This is a genomic window from Luteibacter sp. P1_D3, from assembly GCF_056406135.1.
In genome coordinates this window covers 1-18,410 of record NZ_JBFUAT010000057.1, presented here as the reverse complement: position 1 = coordinate 18,410, position 18,410 = coordinate 1, and the positions used below count along the sequence as shown (strand labels likewise).

The window sequence follows — 18,410 nt, the reverse complement described above, 5'->3', positions numbered from 1 at the left end:
CCCCCTGTAGGAGCCGATTCATCGGCGAACCCTCAGGGGCGCATGTAACGAACGAGGCTTTGCATCCCATCGTGCCGGCGGTTCACCCGCTCGCACGATGAGGCGCAAAGCCTCTTTCGTATCCGGGACAGACAGAGGGTTCGCCGCTGAAGCGGCTCCTACCGTTTTCTGCGTTGCGCCCATGACGTCAGTGTTGCGCCCATAAAAAACGCCGGCACTAGGCCGGCGTTTTTTATGCGAGCGGTAAGCGACGCTTACTTCTTGCCGCTACCGCCGGCCTTCGAGTACATCGCTTCGGCCTGCTTGCGCAGATCGTTGGCAGCGTCGTCGGAGAGGACGTCGGTCTTGCTGCCAGCCTGGTTCTCTTTCAGGACCAGCTCGCCGGCATCGTTCCAGCCAGCGCGCTCGGTCGAGGTCGGCTTGCCATCCTTGCTCGGCTTCTTCTCCTGGACGATGACCCAAGGCTTGCCGTTCTTGTAGGCGTAGTCGGTGGCGGTGAAGCCCTTGTCGCCGTAGTCGACGAGCTCACGCACGAACTGAACGTCGTTGCCCTTCTTGAAGATCTGCCAACCGTGGGACTCGCCATCCTTCAGCGCCGTGCCCTGGGTGACCTTCATGCCACCGATGTTCTTCTTGACGCTGTTGAAGCCGTTGAGCTCCTTCTCACCTGGCGTCGCTTCGCCGACCAGCTGGATGTTCGCGACGTTCTTCGCGCCCTTGGTCAGGACCGGCGTCTTCAGCGGCGAGGAGTAGTGACGGTCGCCGTCCTGCAGCGACACCTCGACGATGTACATGTCGTTCGGATTGAGGTCCGTGGCGTTGAAGTCGAGCTGGAACTGAGCCGGCAGGGTCACCGGAGCGATCGTCTTCGTGGCCAGCGGCTGCGCGCCTTCGGTGCTGACGTCGATCAGCTTCAGGTCGAGCTTGGCATCGGGCGAAAGCTGGGCGCCCGCGTCACGCAGGGACACGCTGCCGGTGACGGCGTTGGCCGGGCCGGCCGGCGCCTCAGGCGTGCCACCCGCGGCCTGCTGGCCGTTATCGGAAGAGCCGCCGCAACCGGCGAGGGCCAATGCGGCCACGGATGCGAGCGACAAGAAAATCCTGCGCATGGTCGAACCTCGTTACGGAACGGAAAGAATGGTCAGTCACGAAAGATACGCACGCGCATGGCGCCAGTTCTTCCGCGGGGGAACCTTGGAGCATACCGGCAAATGCGCCGGTGGAAAAGTCAAGGGTGAAAATCCCTAGGAATTCGTAAGTGGGAGCCAGCCAGCAAGCTGGCAGTCAGAATTGCCGGAAAGGCGCAAACCGCTGATCCGTAAATGGTTTGGATCGGCCGATTCGTAAGAAAAACTGGCGGAGCGGACTCAGAAACGACAATGCCCCCGGGGGTCTCCCGAGGGCATCGTTTACAGGCGTCCGAGTAAAACTCAGGGGCGGGTTTCGGGAAACGGGACGGCCGTGAGTGCTCGAGCCTTCACTCGTTGATGCGTCTCAATCCGAGAACAGCCCTGAAACAAGCACGCCACCGCCCGCTATCTCTTGAGGACCGACCTCGCAAATGCCGCTGGTGTTGCAGAAATTCGCCTGGACCCAAGGGTCGATCGACGTGGGAAAAGAGACGCGAATAGCGGTGCGTGTCGCACAGGAATAGGTGACCGCAACCGCTGAGGACTGAGTCGCAAGCGTGGCCGTACCCCAATGCTCTGCTGCGGAATCGCAACCGCGGATTGACTGCCCAATGGGCGTCGTACCGCTGTAGTAGACGTACGTGACCACTTGACTGGGTAACGCCTGCGCCTGACCGAGGGCAAACAACCCGGCAACGGCGAGAACAACCTGGCTTACAAGCAGCTTCTTCATATGCTTCCTTTTTTCGAAGCCCAGGGATGGGCAACGTCCAAAGAAGCTAGGCCTGCGCGACCCCGTTATCTGTAGGTGTGATGCCGGAATCTGCGTAGGGTTTATGCCACACGCCCATCAGTCGTTGCCTACACAAATGTGGCAAAACTAATTCTTGCGGTAGACCGCAACTCGTTGCGACTGTACGCGAAAACATCGCAAAAAAGAGGCCACCCGAAGGTGGCCTTTTTTTGCGATCCAGGCCAACGGCCCAAGGGCCGATGGCTTTCGATCCGACTTCGATGGATCAGAAGTCGTAGGTGATGCCGAAGCGAGCGTAACGCGGGGTCGACGAGTACACGGTCGCCTTGTAATTGGCCTCCGCAGCACCCGTGATACCTGCGTTCGGATAGATCTGCAGGGTCTCGCGGCTGTTGAACACGTTGAACACGGTGATGTTGAAGGCCAGCTTCTTGTCGGCCCACATCGGACGGTATTCGGCGCTCAGGTCGAAAAGGTACAGCCAGGGGGTGTGACCCATGGAGCCCGGGGACGACGGCTGACCGTAGCAGTAGTGGTAGTTATCCTGATAACCGACCGGATCGGACTCGTCAGCGCCGAAGTAACCAAGGCAGGACTTCGGAGCACCCGACGAGACCGACAGGTTACCGGAGACCATCCACTCATCAGCCAGCTGGTAGGAACCGTAGGCCTTCAGCACGTGACGGCGGCTGTTAGCCAGTTCGCCACCCGAGTACTGCATCAGCTGCGGGAAATCCCAGTCGACCGTGGCCGAGACGTCGGCCTGACCGGTGTCCGAACGGACCTGGCCTTCCGAGTTGCCGTAGCTCTTCGAGTAGACGTAATCAACCTTGCCGTACCACTTGCCGTCGAACGGATGCTCGAGGTACATCTCGAGGCCGTAGTAGTTACGCTTCAGCTGCGGGAAGCCGAAGTCGGCGTTCGACACGTTGGCCTGGTAGTAGCCACCCTTCGTGTTCGGAACCAGGAACTCCGACGAGCGACCCGGGTTGAACAGGTAGCTACCCTGGATCGGACCGATCGTGGCCGGATCCACACCCTGAGCGATCAGCGTGTTACGGATGACGGTCGAGTCTCCGGTGTCATCGATGGCGTTACGCAGCTTGCGCAGCGTGGCCTTCGCACCGTAGACCCACTTGTCGCCCAGGGTCTTGTCGAAGCCGAGGATGAACTCGTCCTGGTATTCCGACTTCAGGCTGCGCGAGGCGGCCGTGTTCGGATCACGCTGGATGCCGTACTCGGCGTTGGCCGAGATCGGACCACCCGTCGCGCTCTGGATCGGGGTCAGGCCAGTCGGCTGACCGAGCGAGTCGATACCCGTGTAGGTGAAGTACTCACGGGTATAGAGCGACTTACCGGCAGAACGCAGGGCGACCGATGCCGGCAGCGCGAGGTAGTAACGACCCGCGTTGGCATAGATCTTCAGGCTGGAGTCACCGTTGACGTCCCAGGTAGCACCGAGGCGCGGAGCCCACTGTGGGCTACGCAGGCGCAGGTAAGCCGAGCCGGTCGTATCGTAGTTGGTGAACTGGTCGTTACGCAGACCAATCTTCACCAGCCAGCGGTCATTGACCTGCCAGGAATCTTCGATGTACTGAGCGCGCTGCGTCGTACGGACCGACGCCGTGGTGTTGTACTTGTACTGGTCGACGTAGTAGCCGCCCGGACCCGGCAGACCAACAAAGTCGCTCGAACCCGGCTCACCCTGGATCGGCGCGCCTTCGGTGACCTGACCGTATTCCCACGCATAACCCGGACCGGTCGTGAACTGACCGTCGTCCTTGTCGCGGATGTTCTGGTTGTCGATACCCGCGGTGATCGTGTGATCGCCGATGTGGTAGCTCAGGTCGACGCGCAGGTTGGTGTTAGTCGACTTATGCTGCGGCGTGTAAGCGGCCGTCGAAGGATTGTCGTTGGTGATCTGGCTGCCACCGTTCAGATCCGGGTTCTGGTCGCCCGGGCTGATGATGTGCGGATTGGTCGACGACGGCGTGTCGCTGTAATACGTGCCCTTCATCTTGCCGTACAGAGCAGTCAGGGTCAGGTCGTCGGTGATGTAGCTCGTGAACTTAGCCGAGTACAGATCCGCACCCGTCTTGTTCAGCGGGACGCCCGAAGTATCCTTGCCAATGTACGCGCCGCGCTGTTCCGTGTCGTAATTGAAGCGGTACTGCGAAGCAGAGTAGTTCTGCTTGTTCGACGCACCGGTGACTTCAAGAATGTTGCTGTCGTTGATGTTCCAGTCGAGCTTGGCGTAGTACTTCGGATTGCGGTAGCTGGTCGACTGGTAGGTCGGTGCATCCTGCGACTTGACCAGGGTACCTTCAGTACGCTCCTGCTCAGCGGCGAGGAAGATGTACAGCTTGTCCTTGATCAGCGGGCCGCCGACGTAGGCCGACTCGGTGGTGACAGTCTGCTTGTCGCGCTGGTTGTAGTTGTACAGATCGCCAACGGAGTGGTTGGAGCTATCGACCGCGTAGTGGTAGTTACCCGGCGCCGAGGCGGTGCCGTTCGGCTGCCACAGAACCTGCGCACCAAAGTGCCATTCATTCGTGCCGCGCTTACCGACCTGGCTGATCACGCCACCAGCCGAACGACCGTACGCAGCACCGTAACCGCCAGCGAGGATTTCCTGCTGGTCGATCGCGCCGTAAGGCAGCGTGATGCCGCCGAAACCGCTGAGCGGATCCGTCGTATTGAAGCCGTTGATGTAGTACGCGTTCTCGGTGACCGAACCGCCGCCGATGGAGACCAGGCTGTTGCCGGTCGGACCCTTGAAGTAACCGCTACCACCGATGGCGCCCGGAGCCAGCAGCGCGATCGATTCGGCGGTGCGGGCGAGCGGGAGCTTGGCGAGCTGCTCGGAGGTGATGACCGTGCGCGAGTCGACCGTCGACACGTCGACCGGCGGCAGGCTGTTGGCGGTAACCGTGACCGAGTCGAGCGACTGGGCCGACGTGGCGGCAGCGGCGGCGGCGAACGAGACGTCCGAACCCTTGCCGACCGTCAGGCTGACGTTCTTGCGGGAATCGACGACAGCGCCGTTGCGCTTGAGATCAACGTTGTACGTGCCGACCGGCACGTTGCTGATCTGGTAACGACCCGAGGCATCAACCGGAATTTCGCGGTTGAAACCGGTGTTGCCGGTGATCTGAACGGTATCGCCCGGCTGAGCCGTACCGAAGATGTTACCGCTGGTGGCCTGAGCGAGAACAACGCCCGTGCCGCCCAGACCGACCGCGAGCGCGACAGCCAACGCGGTGTGACGCAGGAGCGAACCCTGCCGAGTGATGCGAGAACTCATGTGCAAATCTCCCCAGATCGGCCCAACCGGGCCAGAAAACGAGCAAAACCGACGCCAGGCCGGAAAAAAGTTGGCCTCGTCGGTGCTCGCTTTTGGGGATGGAATCACCGCCACTCCTCCCAGAGTGACCAGCGCCCCCATAAAACTGCTCCCGACAAGTCCTGCGACTCTTACTGAACGGGAGCAGCATCACGGTTCGTGAATGCCCCACCCAGATTCGTCGAAGCCGAACATAGGCTTAGGGGGCTTGTCGTGTCAACAAATTATTTACAAGGACTTACGGTTTACATGACGCTTGGGAGAAGCTCGATTGGTCATGAAATCCTTATCCGACAAGGACCTGTCCAAAAAAGGCCACCGGGAAGCCCGGTGGCATCTGGGGAGGCACATGCGTTCCGTCCGTGGATGCTTTGTTCTGCTTGCTCGCTTGATTCTGTTCAGGTAACTGCCGCCGGGGTGGATGGCCCCGGCGGCACCTTGATCAGAAGTCGTACGAAATACCGACGCGGGCATAGCGCGGCGTGGTCTGGTACAGCGGCACGCCGTAGCGCGTGTTCGGACCCGCCAAGGCGTTGGTGTTACCCAGGTTCGGGTAGGTCTGCGTACGATCGCGCTGATTCAGCAGGTTGAACACGGTCAGGTTGAAGGCCAGCTTCTTTTCGGCCCACTCCGGACGGTATTCCAATGAACCGGTGATGATGTACGTAAACGGATTACGGCCTGCATCGCCAGGACGCGACGGCTCGCCAGCGCACCAGTGGTAGAAGGAGCCATAGCCGAGGCTCGGATTCGTCTGGCCTTCACCGAAGAAGCCAAGGCAGCTCTTCGGCGTGCCCGATGCGATCAGCATGTTGGCCGAGGCCAGCCATTCCGACGCAATCTGGTACGACCCGTAGATCTTCAGCTGGTGCCTGCGGCTGTTTGCCAGCTCGCCACCGGCGTACTGCATGACCTGCCAGTAATCCCAGTCGACCGTCGCCGCGACCGTATCCTGACGGATGTCGGAGCGGACCTGACCTTCGGAATTGCCGTAGCTCTTCGAGTACAGGTAATCGAACCGAACCTGGTACTTACCATCCCAGGCGTGGTCGAGGTACAGATTGAGACCAAAATAATTACGCTTCGACTTCGGGAAGTGGAAGTCGTCATTGGTCATCTCGACGTCGTAGTAACCGCCGTTGAGGTTCGGGATCTGGAACGTGTTAGCGCGACCCGGGTTGAACAGGTAGCTGCCTTCGATGGCGCCGATCGTGGCCGGATCGATGCCCGAGGCGATCATCTTGGCGCGAATGGCCGCCTTGTCGCCGACGTCATCGATCGAGTTGCGCAACTTGCGGACCGTCGCCTTGGCGCCGTAGGTCCAGCCAGCCCATGCCTGTGCGTCAAAGCCGAGGATGAACTCATCCTGGTACTGCGAACGGATGTCCGTGCCGGCAGCCGTCTTCGGGTCACGCGGAATGCCGTACTCGTTGTTGGCCGAGATCGGACCGCCCGTGCTGCTGAAGATCGGCGCGAGACCCTGCGGGATACCCTGGCCATCGATGCCGGTGTAGGTGAAGTATTCGCGGGTGTAGAGCGAGGCACCCGCCGAGCGCAGAGCGACCGTCGCCGGCAGGGCGAGATAGTAACGGCCTGCGTTGGCGTAGATCYTCAGGCTGGAGTCGCCGTTGACGTCCCAGCTGACGCCCAGGCGCGGCGCCCACTGCGGCTTCTTCAGACGCAGGTACGGATCGCCGTTCTGGTTGTAGTTGGTGAACTGGTCGTTGCGCAGACCAACCTTCACCAGCCACCGGTCGTTCACCTGCCAGGTGTCCTCGATGTACTGTGCGCGCTGCGTCGTGCGGACCGACGCCGCCGTGTTGTACAGGTAGCGTGCGACGTAGTAACCGTTGCCCGGCGGCGGCGCAACATACGACTCGTCGGTCGGTGATTCGCCGATGATCGGCGTGCCGGCTTCGCCCTGCGCGTACTCCCACGCATAACCCGGACCGGACGTGCTATCGCCGTCGTCCGTATCGCGGACGGTCTGGTTATCCATACCGGCGACGATGGTGTGGTCGCCGATGTGCCAGCTGAGGTCGATACGCAGGTTGGTGTTGGTGGACTTGTGATCCGGATTCTTGACCTGCGCGGCCGGGTTGCCGTTGGTGATCGGGCCGTTCGGCGCGTAAGCCGGATCCTGGTCGGTAGCGCCCAGGATGGACGGCACGGTTTCGTCGCCGCCGGGAGCGGTGTAGTACTTGCCCTTCATCTTGCCGTACAGCGCGGTCAGCGTGATGTCGTCGGTGATGTAGCTGGTGAACTTGGCGGTGTAAAGATCGGCACCGGACTTGTTCAACGACGGCTCGCCGGAGGTGTCCTGACCGACGTAATCACCCTTGGTCCGGGTGTCGTAGTCGTAGTCGTAGATCGATGCGTTGTACGACTGCTTGTTCGATGCACCGGTGATTTCGAGGATGTTGCTATCGGTGATGTTCCAGTCGATCTTGCCGTACAGCTTCGGATTCTTGTACGTCTGCTGGTAAACGAACGGCGCGGCGATGCTGGTCGTCTGCGCGCCCTCACGACGCTCCTGCTCGGCGGCGAGGAAGATGTACAGAGTGTCCTTGATCAGCGGACCACCCGCGTACGCGGCGTACGTTGTGCGCCAGGACTTATCGTTCCGGTTTTCGTCGTAGATCTTGCCGGCGTTCGACCCGACCGTGCTGTAGTAGTTGAAGTTGTCGGCCTTGGTGCCCTTCGGCTCCCAGAGCACCTGGGCACCGAAATGCCACTCGTTGGTGCCGCGCTTACCGACCTGGCTGATGACGCCGCCCGACGAACGACCATAGGCCGCGCCATAGCCGCCAGCCAGGACTTCCTGCTGGTCGATCGCGCCGTACGGCAACGTGATACCGCCGAAGCCGCTAAGCGGATCGGTGGTGTTGAAACCGTTGATGTAATAGGCGTTCTCGGTGACAGCCGAGCCGGCGATCGAGACCAGGGTGTTACCGGTCGGGCCAAGGAAGGTCGAGCTACCAGCGACGGCGCCCGGAGCGAGCAGCGCAATACCTTCCGCTGTACGCGCAAGCGGCAGCTTGGCGAGCTGCTCAGAAGTGATAACGGTGCGCGAGTCGACTGCGCTGACGTCGATCGACGGCAAGGCATTGGCCAAGACGGTGACGCCTTCGAGGCTGGTCGACTGCGTGGCGGCGGTCGCACCAGCGAAAGCCACCTCGGTACCCGAGCCAACGCGCAGGGTCACGTTCGAACGCGAATCGACGGCGGCACCGTCGCGGTTCAACGTGACTTTGTAGTTGCCCAGCGGCAGCGCGCTGACCGTGTAACGGCCGGACGCATCGACGTTGACCGTGCGGCTGACGCCGGTGTCGCTGGTGACGGTGACGGTCTGACCGGCGCCCTCGGGCGCCTGGCCGAAAATGGAACCGGTGGTCGACTGCGCGAAGACAGCGCCCGACACGGTGCCCAGGCCCATGGCCAGAGCAAGCGCGGTGCGACGTCCCAGCGACGCTTTGCGGTAATGATTCGAATTCATGAATGCCTCTCCCCGTTGAAATCCGCTATCGCATAAACTTGCGATTCGCGACAAGCCGACCCCGGCCCGGCATTTGCCAGGCAATGATTGAATCGGCGGTAAAAGTCCCCTCTAAACAACGCAATCGAAGTAACGATCACGCTTCCCGAGACATCACCCCCAAGGGCGACGTGACACATATACGTAAGGTTTCACGAGTAAGCAATGCGATTTTTTACATTTGTTTTACATGTTGAGACAGTAATTTACGAGACATTAACTGCACCTTTGAAAAAATCTTCGTTTTCACAGCGACTTAAGCGAATCTTTCGCAAATTCAAACGAATATCCCGACGAAATCCTAGGAAAGATTCCTAGATGACCTGCCCGGTCGTCAAAGGTTAATAGGCCGTCAAATCTGAGGTTTATCCGCTTTTTGCGCTGTACCGTCCTTCAGAGCGGCCTCTCGAAATTACGAAACTTCTCATCTGAAAGGCTTTCGAAGGGCAAGGGCTGTACACCGATTACGAGGTTCGCGCGTTTGTTCGCGAAATCGCCGGGGGGCGGCCTGTAGAAAACAACGAGGTTCCATGCGCATGAATGACAATTCGAGGGGATCCGTCCTGGCCGATGCCGCCATGGGCGGCCTGGACCATAGCCGTGGAGATGCCAGCGTACCGGCCTCTTCATTTGCCAGCCGCGTTCGCGCGGTGATCAAGATCTCGGGCAGCGTCAGCGAGATCGCCCGACGCTGTGGGTTTTCAGAGGGTGTCGTGCGCAGTTGGCGCGACGGCAACACCGACCCGTCGCGAGGCCGTTGCGTGACGATGGCCAAGACCCTGGGCCTGTCGCTGGTGTGGTTGGCCGCGGGCGAAGGTCCGATGATGCTGGACGGTTCGGGCGATGATCCGCTGACCCGCACCGAGACGTCGGAGTCGATCCGCGGTCGCGATGGCAGCCACGAAACCCATGGCCAGCCGGCCACGGCGCTCGACCCGTCCCGCCTGGCGGCGGCGATGAAACTGCTGCAGTCGGATATCGAGATGACGGGAAGCCGGTTCTCGCCGGTTCGTCATGCCGATCTGGTCGCCGAGATGTACTCGATCCTCGCCCGTTCGAACGAGGGCGACTACGCCGACCGGATGATCGCTTTCCGCCGCACTCTGATGTCGCGCGTCCAGGACGACAAGGGCGTCGCGGCAGCCTGATCGCTGGATGAACGGACGGGTACCGCGCCCACCACGCCCGCTAAGGCAGGCATGGTGGGGGGCGGGGCAGTCCGCCAGACTGGGCCGGCTTAGAGGCGGGAAATATCGGCGATGGCGCCGAAAGTCGCTTTCAGCTGCGCGAGCAGCGCGAGGCGGTTTGCCCGCACCGCCGGATCCTCGGCGTTGACCAGTACATCGTCAAAGAATCGATCCACCGGCGCCTGGAGCGCCGCCAGACGCGCGAGCGTGCCGGTGTAATCGCCGGCAGCGAGCAACCCCTGGGATTCCGCACGGGCCGCGGCGAGCGCGGCGTGCAGTTCGCGCTCGGCGTCGAACTCGAAATACCCGGCATCCACTGTCGTCGGAATGGGCGCGGCATCCGCCTCTTCAGCCTGCTTGCGCAGGATGTTGGCCACTCGCTTGTTGGCGGCGGCCAGGCTGGCAGCCTCGCTGCGGCGTGCGAATTCACCCACGGCACGAAGACGCCGATCGAAGTCGGGCAACGTGGCCGGCGCCACGGCAAGCACGGCTTCGAACTGGTCGGTCGAATAGCCCTGGTCGGCGTAATAGCCACGCAGGCGCTCGAGGACGAAGGCCTGCACCTCGTCGCCCAACTCACGACGCCGCGCGCCGAGGTCGACCGACGGCAGCTTGCCGTCCTTGCCCGCCTTCACACCGGCGAGCAGGGCCGTTTCTGGAATCATGTCCAGTGCTTCGGTCAGCGATGCGCGCAGTTCGATATCCAGGCCACCCTCGATCAGGGTACGCGCCAGGCCGAGCGCCGCGCGGCGGAGGGCGAACGGATCCTTGTTGCCGCTGGGCTTCATGCCGACGGCGAAGATGCCCGCCAACGTATCGAGGCGTTCGGCGACGGCCAGGACCTGACCGACCTTACCCGCAGCGATGGCGTCGCCACCGAAGCGAGGCTGGTAGAAGCTGTCCAGGGCGTCGGCCACGTTGGCGTCGATGCCCTGACGCGTGGCGTAGTAGCGACCCATGACGCCCTGCAGTTCAGGGAACTCACCGACCATGCGCGTGAGCAGGTCGCACTTGGACAGGGCCGCGGCGTGGGTCGCCTGCCCGGCGTCGACATCGACACGGTTGGCGATCACGCGGGCCAGCTCGGCCACGCGGACGGTCTTATCCCACAGGCTGCCCAGCGATTGCTGATAGGTGACGTTCTTGAGGCCTTCCTGGTAGTCCGCGAGCGGTGACTTCAGGTCTTCGTCCCAGAAGAACTTGGCATCGGCGAAACGGGGGCGGATCACCCGCTCGTAACCCTTGCGGATTTCAGCCGGATCCTTGCTCTCGATATTGGCCACGCCGATGAAGTGCTCGGTAAGCCGGCCCTCGGCATCGAACACCGGAACGAACTTCTGGTTGGTCTCCATCGTGGTGACCAGGGCCTCTGGCGGCACGTCGAGGAAGGCGCGCTCAAACGTGCAGGCGATGCCGACCGGCCACTCCGTGAGGTTGGCGATCTCGCTGAGCAGGGCATCCGACAGGCTGGGCACGCCACCGGTCGCGACACGGGCGACTTCGTCGCGCACGCGCTGACGGCGCTCGGCCGGGTCGGCCAACACGTGCGCGTGACGCAGGGCGTCCAGCCAGCTGTCCGCGTCGGCGACATGAATCGGCTTGGGATGATGGAAACGGTGGCCGTTGCTGAGCCGGCCACTGGTCAGGCCGAGGATCTTTCCGTCGACGATGTCGGCACCGTGCAGCATCAGCAGGGTATGCACCGGACGCACGAAGCTATCCTCGCGACTTCCCCAGCGCATGGCTTTCGGGATCGGCAACGCCTTCAGCGATTCCGTGACGATCTCCGCCAGTAGCGCAGCCGTCGGCTGCCCGGGCTTCACCGCCCGGAAGACGAACCAGGCACCCTTGTCGGTCTCGAGTTTTTCCAGCGCCGAGACCTCGACACCACAGGACTGGGCAAAGCCGACCAGGGCCTTGCTCGGCTCACCATCCGCGCCAAGGCTGGCGGCGACGGCGGGGCCGCGACGTTCGATCGTCTGCTCCGGCTGGGCGACAGCGACATCGGCGATATGCACGGCGAGGCGACGCGGCGAGGCATATGCCTTGGCCGAGGCGTAGTCGGCGACGACGCCGCGCTTTTCGAGGCCTTCGACGACACCGCGCGCAAAGGCGGCGGCGAGGTCGTCCAGGGCCTTCGGCGGCAGTTCTTCGGTGCCGAGCTCGATGACGAGCGGCAAGCGCTTATCGGCCATGGACGGCCTCCTTGTCTTTCTTCAGGCCGGGGAAGCCGAGTTTTTCTCGCTGTGCGACGTAGGCCTCGGCGACGGCACGGGCCAGCGTGCGTACGCGCAGGATGTAACGCTGACGCTCGGTCACGCTGATCGCGCGACGGGCATCGAGCAGGTTGAAGGCGTGACTGGCCTTGCAGACCTGCTCGTAGCCGGGCAGCGGGAGACCCGCGGCGATCAGCTTGGCGGCTTCGCCCTCGCATACGTCGAACCAGTGGAACAGCTCGGTCACGTTGGCGTATTCGAAGTTATAGGTGCTTTGTTCCACTTCGTTCTGGTGGAACACGTCACCGTAAGTGACCACGCCGTGCGGGGCATGCGTCCAGACGATGTCGTAGATGCTGTCGACGTTCTGCAGGTACATCACCAGGCGCTCGAGGCCATAGGTGATCTCACCGGTGACAGGACGGCACTCCAGGCCGCCAGCCTGCTGGAAGTAGGTGAACTGGGTCACCTCCATGCCGTTCAGCCAGACTTCCCAGCCGAGACCCCAGGCCCCGAGGGTCGGCGATTCCCAGTTGTCTTCGACGAAGCGCAGGTCGTGGACCAGCGGGTCGATGCCGAGCGCCTTCAGCGAGCCGATGTAGAGCTCGATGATGTCGTCGGGGTTCGGCTTGAGCACCACCTGATACTGGTAGTAATGCTGAAGACGGTTGGGATTGTCGCCATAGCGACCGTCCGTCGGACGACGGCAGGGCTGCACGTAGGCGGCTGCCCAGGGCTCGGGTCCGAGCGCCCTGAGGAAGGTCGCCGGATGGAAGGTTCCCGCGCCGACCTCGGTGTCGAGGGGCTGGACCAGCACGCAGCCCTGGTCCGCCCAATAGCGGTTCAGGGTCTGGATCACGTCTTGGAAAGTGGGCGCGGACATGGTTCCCGAGTCCTTGATAAAGCGGGCTAGTATAGCGGCGTGGGATTCACACAGGGTCGCAAGTCATGGCAGTCAATCCGCAACACGGCGCGCTTCTCGGACGCCGTGCCCGGCTGGAGCTCGACGAGGTGCTCGCATCGCTCGTCGTCGATGGTTACCTGACCGGCGAAGACGCCAAACGGGTCCGCATGGGTTCCCGGAGCGGCAAGACCGCCATCGAGCTCCATCCGCTGGTGGTGATCGCCAACGCCAAACCCGAGAATCGCCGCGACGCCGGCCGCCCCCTGAGCCTGGAAGGCCTCATGGAGTGGATCGCGGGCAAGGCCGACCTGCCCTACCTGAAGATCGACCCGATGAAGGTCAACGTGGCCCAGGTCACCCAGGTCGTCAGCAGCGCCTACGCGCAGCGGCACCGTATCCTGCCCGTGTCTTCGTCGACCAGCGAAGTGGTGTTCGCCACCGCCGAGCCTTTCGACACCGGCTGGGCCACCGACCTCGCCCACATGATTCGCCGCGACGTTCGCCGCRTCGTCTCCAGTCCGATCGACATCAACCGTTACCTCCAGGAATTCTACGGCGTACAGCGGTCGATCCAGCTGGCCCAGGATGCCAAGGGCATCGGCGACACCTCGAAGATCATCAACTTCGAGCAGCTGGTCGAACTGGGCAAGGGCGGCGAGCTCGGTGCCGACGACCGCCATGTCGTGCACATCGTCGATTGGCTACTGCAATACGCCTTCGAACAGCGCGCGTCGGACATCCATCTCGAGCCACGTCGCGACGCCGGCCAGATGCGCTTTCGCATCGATGGCGTGATGCAGAAAGTGTTCGAACTGCCGCCGCCGGTGATGACCGCGGTCACCTCGCGCATCAAGATCCTCGCCCGCATGGACGTCGCCGAGAAGCGCCGCCCCCAGGACGGCCGCATCAAGACCCGCTCCGCCGGCGGACGCGAGGTCGAGCTTCGTATCTCGAGCATGCCCACGGCGTTCGGCGAGAAGATCGTGATGCGTATCTTCGATCCCGACCTGGTCATGAAAGACTTCGCGCAGCTTGGCTTTTCCGAAGAGGAAGGCCTGCTCTGGCGCGGCATGGTCGAGCGGCCACACGGCATCGTGCTGGTCACCGGCCCGACCGGCTCGGGCAAGACCACCACGCTCTATTCGACACTCAAGCATCTGGCCAAGCCGGAACTTAACGTGTGCACGGTAGAAGACCCGATCGAAATGGTCTCGCCCGAGCTCAATCAGATGCAGGTCCAGGCCTCTATCGACCTGGACTTCGCCGCCGGCGTTCGTACCCTGCTGCGACAGGATCCGGACATCATCATGATCGGCGAGATACGCGACCTCGAGACCGCGCAGATGGCCGTGCAGGCATCGCTCACCGGCCACCTCGTGCTGTCGACCCTGCACACCAACGACTCGCCAAGCGCGGTGACGCGTCTGCTCGATCTCGGTGTACCGCACTACCTCATCCAATCGACGCTCACCGGCGTGGTCGCCCAACGCCTCGTGCGTACGCTGTGCCCGCACTGCAAACGTGCCACCACGCAAAATGCGGACGAATGGCGCGCCGTGACGCATGGCTGGGACATTCCCGTTCCTGAACGTGTCTTCGAAGCGGTCGGCTGCCTCGAGTGCCGTAAGACCGGCTTCCTCGGCCGTACCGGTATCTACGAAATGATGCCGGTATCGTCACGGTTGCGCGGCCTCATCTCGGCCGAACTCGACCTTTCGCGACTGGGTGCCGCCGCGCTGAGCGACGGCATGAAGCCCTTGCGCATTTCCGCCGCGGCACAGGTCGCGGCGGGCGTGACCACGGCGCGCGAGGTGCTCAACGTACTTCCGCCCACCGATATCGACGATATTATTTCCTCATGAAACCCCTACTCATCGTGCGCACCGGCCGCGCACCCGATGTCATCAGCGCGCGTCATGGCGATTTTCCGCGCTGGTTTCGACTTGGTCTGCGCTTGCCCTCGCCACACGTGCGCGTCGTGGACGTCGAGCAAGGCGACAGCCTCCCCGATCCCGACGAATGTGCCGGCGCCGTGATCACCGGCTCCGCATCGATGGTGACCGAGCGACTGCCGTGGAGCGAGCGCACGGCAGGATGGATTCGGGACGCGATGGATGTCGATCTTCCCCTGCTGGGCGTGTGCTACGGACATCAGCTGATGTCGCACGCGCTCGGCGGTCGTGTCGACTATCTCCCCGGCGGACGCGAAATGGGGACGGTCAGTCTTACAACGGCCGCGACATACGCGGGTGCCGATGTCGTCGGTTCTGCATTGCCAGCGAGTTTCCCAGCTCACGCCACGCACGAGCAGAGCGTCATGGAACTCCCTCCCGGTGCCGTCTCCCTGGCCCGTTCGGAACGCGACCCGCATCATCTGGTTCGCTACGGAAGGCACGCGATCAGCACCCAGTTCCACCCGGAATTCTCTGCTGAAGTCATGCGCGCCTACATCCGGCGAAAACACGACGTACTCCGCGAGGAAGGCCAGGCGCCCGAGGCACTGCTAGCCGCCGTGGTAGCGACGCCCGTGGCGACGAAGTTGTTGCGCCACTTCGTCAGTGAACATCTGCAGGCGCCGCGCGCGACGTCAGCCGCGTAAGCGACGCACGATCGCGCCGCGCGAGAACAGCGCGAAGACGATGCCGAAAACAAAGCCGCCGATGTGGGTCCACCACACGACAGCGCCGTAGCTCGCGCCCGCCACACTGAAAAGCAGCTGCACCAGGGCCCAGATGCCGATCAGGAGGAAGGCGGGCACGCGCACGAACTCGAGGAAAAGACCCAGCGGAAGCACCAGGCCGAGCTTCGCCCGCGGAAACAGTGTCACGTAGGCACCCACCACGGCCGACACCGCACCGCTGCAACCGACGATCGGTACACCCGTCCCGGTCAGCGAAATGGCGCCGATCAGGTTCGCAACGACGCCTCCGAGCAGGAAGAGCAGAAGGAAGCGAGGGGAGCCGAGACTTCGCTCGGCCGGGAGACTGAAGATGACAAGGAAGAGCAGGTTGCTCACCAGGTGCAACCAGCCGCCGTGGATGAAGATGGCCGTGAACAGCCGTAACAACGCGRGATCGCTGAGCTGCTGCCAGGGCGGCAAACCGGTACTGAAGAGATGCGCAGGGACGGTGCCCCAGCGCCGCATGATGGCCTGTCGCTCGTCGTACCCGCTAAGAGCCAGCGCCACGAAGCAGACGACGCAGACGATAACGATGAGGATCGTCGCCCAGCACAGACGCGAGCGCCGCCGCGTGTCGACATGGACGAACATGCTCAGGGCACGCCGCGTGCGAGGTGCGGCCCTTCGGCTTCGAGTGATGACAGGGCGAACATCGTCTCCGGGCCCACGACACCGTCCGCCGCGATACCGAAGCGCTGTTGCAAGGCACGCACACGCGCTTCGACCGTCCGGTCGAAGCTGGCCGGCGTGCTGGCCACGGACGGGCCACCCTCCGCCGGGAGGCGCGCGAGCAGCCAGCGCATGCCGTCACMGGCGTCACCGCGAGCCAATTTTCCGGGCATRCTGACGTCGACACGGAATACGGCGTAAAAGCGCCCGTTCCAGACATGTTCGAAGACGTCACGAGCCAGTTCGACGTATKTGCCACCAAGATAGAGGCGGACGGCCTGATCTCCCGCGCCGACGAGAAGCACTTGTTGCTTCCCATGCGCGTCGYCGAGCTCAAGCACGATGGGCCGGTCGAAACGGCGCAACTGGTCCAACGATCCGCGACCGCTCACGCACGCAAAACCCGGAAAGATGAGCGCATCGCAGCTGATCGCGTTGGCCACCGAGGTGTCCTTGGATCCCACCTGCCACCGGGCAAGCAGCTCACCCCAGACCCGGACTTTTCCAACATCCGGCGCGGGTAAGGCCTCGCTCAGTTTGGTCAGTGCCTGCTCCGGCGTGACCGTGACCAGATTCTTCGGTCGCGACGGGCTACGTCCGGAAAGGAACCAGGTCGCCGCGCCACCGACGAAAAGGATGGCCAACATGGCACCCACGGCAAGCAGCGGCTTCTTGTAGCGACGTAGCCAATACCTCGCGTGCTGGGGCAGCACCTCGCGTGCGACGAAGCCAAGTGCCCGCTCGCCGATGGACTGCTCGCCGCGCTCGGCCGCGCGCTCGAGCGCGCGGTGGGCCAGCGCGTTGAGACGACGGGGATTGCCTTTGCCGTCGTCGCGGAGTGTGCGCAGGCCCAGACGACTGAACGGCATGCGCGCCGTACCGGCGACGTGGAGTCGGTGGCGAACATAGCGCTCGCTCTCCTCACCGCTCAAGACGGGCATCGGCAGCCGGCTACGAATATGCGCCGCGAGTGAAGGCGCCGACGGGCCGGACAACCGTTCGCGCAACGCCGGCAAACCGGCCAACACGATATGAAAAGGAGCGTCGACGTTCTCGCAGGCAAGGAGCAAGCGCTCAACGATCGCGAGATCGTCGTCGGCCAGCTGATCGGCGTCGTCGAGGATGAGCAGGTATCGGTGACTGCCGTGCTGGGAGATGCGCCCGAGTCCGGCGGCGAGCCCGTCGACCAGGTGGTCCTCCGTGTTCGCTTCGGCACTCAGGGGCAGGGGTAAGCCGAATCCCGCGTACATGGCTCGCAGCCACGCCACCGTTTCCAGCGCGTAATCGCCCGCAGTCTGGCGAACGGCGCGCACACCATGATTGGGTGCATCCGCTTCCACCAGCATGCAGAGCAGGCTCTTGCCGACGCCGGCCTCCCCGGTTACCAGGGTGACACTGGAGGCTGTAGACGTCAGCTCATATTCGACGTGCGCGAGGATCTCCCGCTCGCGTGCGAACAGGCAGGCAAAGCGCGGATCCGGTGCGTCGCCAAATGGCAGCTCGCGCAGCCCGAAGGTCTCTAGGTACATGGGCCTAATGTAGCCGATTGTGGGGACCGCTTCAGCGTTGTGGCAGCTCCTGTAGGAGCCGATTTATCGGCGATAACCCGGATATCGCGACCTGGCCCGCTGCCGCGGGATCGCCGATAAATCGGCTCCTACCGTGGGCATTCTGCCATTGGTGCTTGAGGTCAAATTCCAGGCAAAGAAAAACCCGCCACGATTGCTCGTGACGGGTGTTTCAGTATAAGGCCCCTGGCGGTGACCTACTCTTGCATGGCTTGAGCCACACTACCATCGGCGCATGCGCGTTTCACTTCTGAGTTCGGGATGGGATCAGGTGGTACCACGCCGCTATGGCCGCCAGGGAAGGGGTGGGAGCAGCGCTTTTTGAGCGCCGGCTCCACAGAGGGTGTAAACGAGTGACAAGCGTCCGGATTCGGAAGCGAGTAGAGAGAGTTAAGACGGTGAAGCGTCTTGGGGTTATATGGTC

General features: G+C 62.8%; 11 protein-coding genes and 1 rRNA gene. 3 read left to right on the top strand and 9 right to left on the bottom strand.

The window, feature by feature from the left end; translation table 11 throughout:
- Nucleotides 1-254: 254 nt before the first annotated feature.
- The 4 genes from AC1DYM_RS21885 to AC1DYM_RS21870 all read right to left on the bottom strand — a co-directional run bounded on the left by AC1DYM_RS21885 (nt 255) and on the right by AC1DYM_RS21870 (nt 8,723).
- Complete coding sequence (locus tag AC1DYM_RS21885; RefSeq protein WP_477341993.1) at nt 255-1,109, bottom strand: YbaY family lipoprotein; 855 nt, start codon at nt 1,107-1,109, stop codon at nt 255-257.
- Between the two features lie 385 nt (nt 1,110-1,494).
- Nucleotides 1,495-1,863 carry a hypothetical protein gene (locus AC1DYM_RS21880; RefSeq protein WP_477341991.1) on the bottom strand — a complete coding sequence of 123 codons (369 nt, stop codon included), beginning with the start codon at nt 1,861-1,863 and terminating at the stop codon, nt 1,495-1,497.
- A 286-nt stretch (nt 1,864-2,149) separates the two neighbouring features.
- Nucleotides 2,150-5,188 (bottom strand): TonB-dependent receptor, encoded by a 3,039-nt coding sequence (locus tag AC1DYM_RS21875; protein ID WP_477341989.1) that lies wholly within the window; start codon nt 5,186-5,188, stop codon nt 2,150-2,152.
- Nucleotides 5,189-5,669: 481 nt separating this feature from the next.
- Nucleotides 5,670-8,723, bottom strand: a complete 3,054-nt coding sequence (locus tag AC1DYM_RS21870) for a TonB-dependent receptor (RefSeq protein WP_477341987.1) — start codon at nt 8,721-8,723, stop codon at nt 5,670-5,672.
- A gap of 575 nt (nt 8,724-9,298) precedes the next feature.
- Between AC1DYM_RS21870 and AC1DYM_RS21865 the strand changes: the two genes are divergently transcribed.
- Nucleotides 9,299-9,910: a helix-turn-helix domain-containing protein gene (locus AC1DYM_RS21865; RefSeq protein ID WP_477341985.1), complete on the top strand. Its 612-nt coding sequence runs from the start codon at nt 9,299-9,301 to the stop codon at nt 9,908-9,910.
- 89 nt (nt 9,911-9,999) lie between these two features.
- Here AC1DYM_RS21865 and glyS read toward each other — a convergent pair whose 3' ends face one another.
- Nucleotides 10,000-12,144 carry a glycine--tRNA ligase subunit beta gene (gene glyS, locus AC1DYM_RS21860; protein ID WP_477341983.1) on the bottom strand — a complete coding sequence of 715 codons (2,145 nt, stop codon included), beginning with the start codon at nt 12,142-12,144 and terminating at the stop codon, nt 10,000-10,002.
- Complete coding sequence (glyQ, locus tag AC1DYM_RS21855) at nt 12,134-13,048, bottom strand: glycine--tRNA ligase subunit alpha (protein ID WP_046968269.1); 915 nt, start codon at nt 13,046-13,048, stop codon at nt 12,134-12,136. Before glyQ ends, glyS begins: the two co-directional genes overlap by 11 nt.
- A gap of 65 nt (nt 13,049-13,113) precedes the next feature.
- Here glyQ and tfpB point away from each other — a divergent pair, with 65 nt between their 5' ends.
- Together tfpB and AC1DYM_RS21845 are read left to right on the top strand one after the other, a co-directional pair.
- Nucleotides 13,114-14,931, top strand: coding sequence for a type IV pilus assembly ATPase TfpB (gene tfpB, locus AC1DYM_RS21850; protein WP_477341981.1), 1,818 nt, complete (start codon nt 13,114-13,116; stop codon nt 14,929-14,931).
- Nucleotides 14,928-15,668: a glutamine amidotransferase gene (locus AC1DYM_RS21845; protein WP_477341979.1), complete on the top strand. Its 741-nt coding sequence runs from the start codon at nt 14,928-14,930 to the stop codon at nt 15,666-15,668. Before tfpB ends, AC1DYM_RS21845 begins: the two co-directional genes overlap by 4 nt.
- Here the strand turns inward: AC1DYM_RS21845 and AC1DYM_RS21840 are convergent.
- The 3 genes from AC1DYM_RS21840 to rrf all read right to left on the bottom strand — a co-directional run bounded on the left by AC1DYM_RS21840 (nt 15,657) and on the right by rrf (nt 18,285).
- Nucleotides 15,657-16,340, bottom strand: a complete 684-nt coding sequence (locus AC1DYM_RS21840) for a rhomboid family intramembrane serine protease (protein WP_477341977.1) — start codon at nt 16,338-16,340, stop codon at nt 15,657-15,659. The genes AC1DYM_RS21845 and AC1DYM_RS21840 overlap by 12 nt on opposite strands.
- Nucleotides 16,341-16,342: 2 nt before the next feature.
- Complete coding sequence (locus AC1DYM_RS21835) at nt 16,343-17,947, bottom strand: ExeA family protein (protein ID WP_477341975.1); 1,605 nt, start codon at nt 17,945-17,947, stop codon at nt 16,343-16,345.
- Between the two features lie 223 nt (nt 17,948-18,170).
- Nucleotides 18,171-18,285 (bottom strand): 5S ribosomal RNA (gene rrf, locus AC1DYM_RS21830).
- Between the last annotated feature and the right edge of the window lie 125 nt (nt 18,286-18,410).

Excerpts from the sequence above, each read along its gene's own strand:
- AC1DYM_RS21885 (WP_477341993.1), bottom strand. The coding sequence starts at position 1,109 with ATGCGCAGGATTTTCTTGTCGCTCGCATCCGTGGCCGCATTGGCCCTC.
- AC1DYM_RS21880 (WP_477341991.1), bottom strand. The coding sequence starts at position 1,863 with ATGAAGAAGCTGCTTGTAAGCCAGGTTGTTCTCGCCGTTGCCGGGTTG.
- AC1DYM_RS21875 (WP_477341989.1), bottom strand. The coding sequence starts at position 5,188 with ATGAGTTCTCGCATCACTCGGCAGGGTTCGCTCCTGCGTCACACCGCG.
- AC1DYM_RS21865 (WP_477341985.1), top strand. The coding sequence starts at position 9,299 with ATGAATGACAATTCGAGGGGATCCGTCCTGGCCGATGCCGCCATGGGC.
- glyS (WP_477341983.1), bottom strand. The coding sequence starts at position 12,144 with ATGGCCGATAAGCGCTTGCCGCTCGTCATCGAGCTCGGCACCGAAGAA.
- glyQ (WP_046968269.1), bottom strand. The coding sequence starts at position 13,048 with ATGTCCGCGCCCACTTTCCAAGACGTGATCCAGACCCTGAACCGCTAT.
- AC1DYM_RS21845 (WP_477341979.1), top strand. The coding sequence starts at position 14,928 with ATGAAACCCCTACTCATCGTGCGCACCGGCCGCGCACCCGATGTCATC.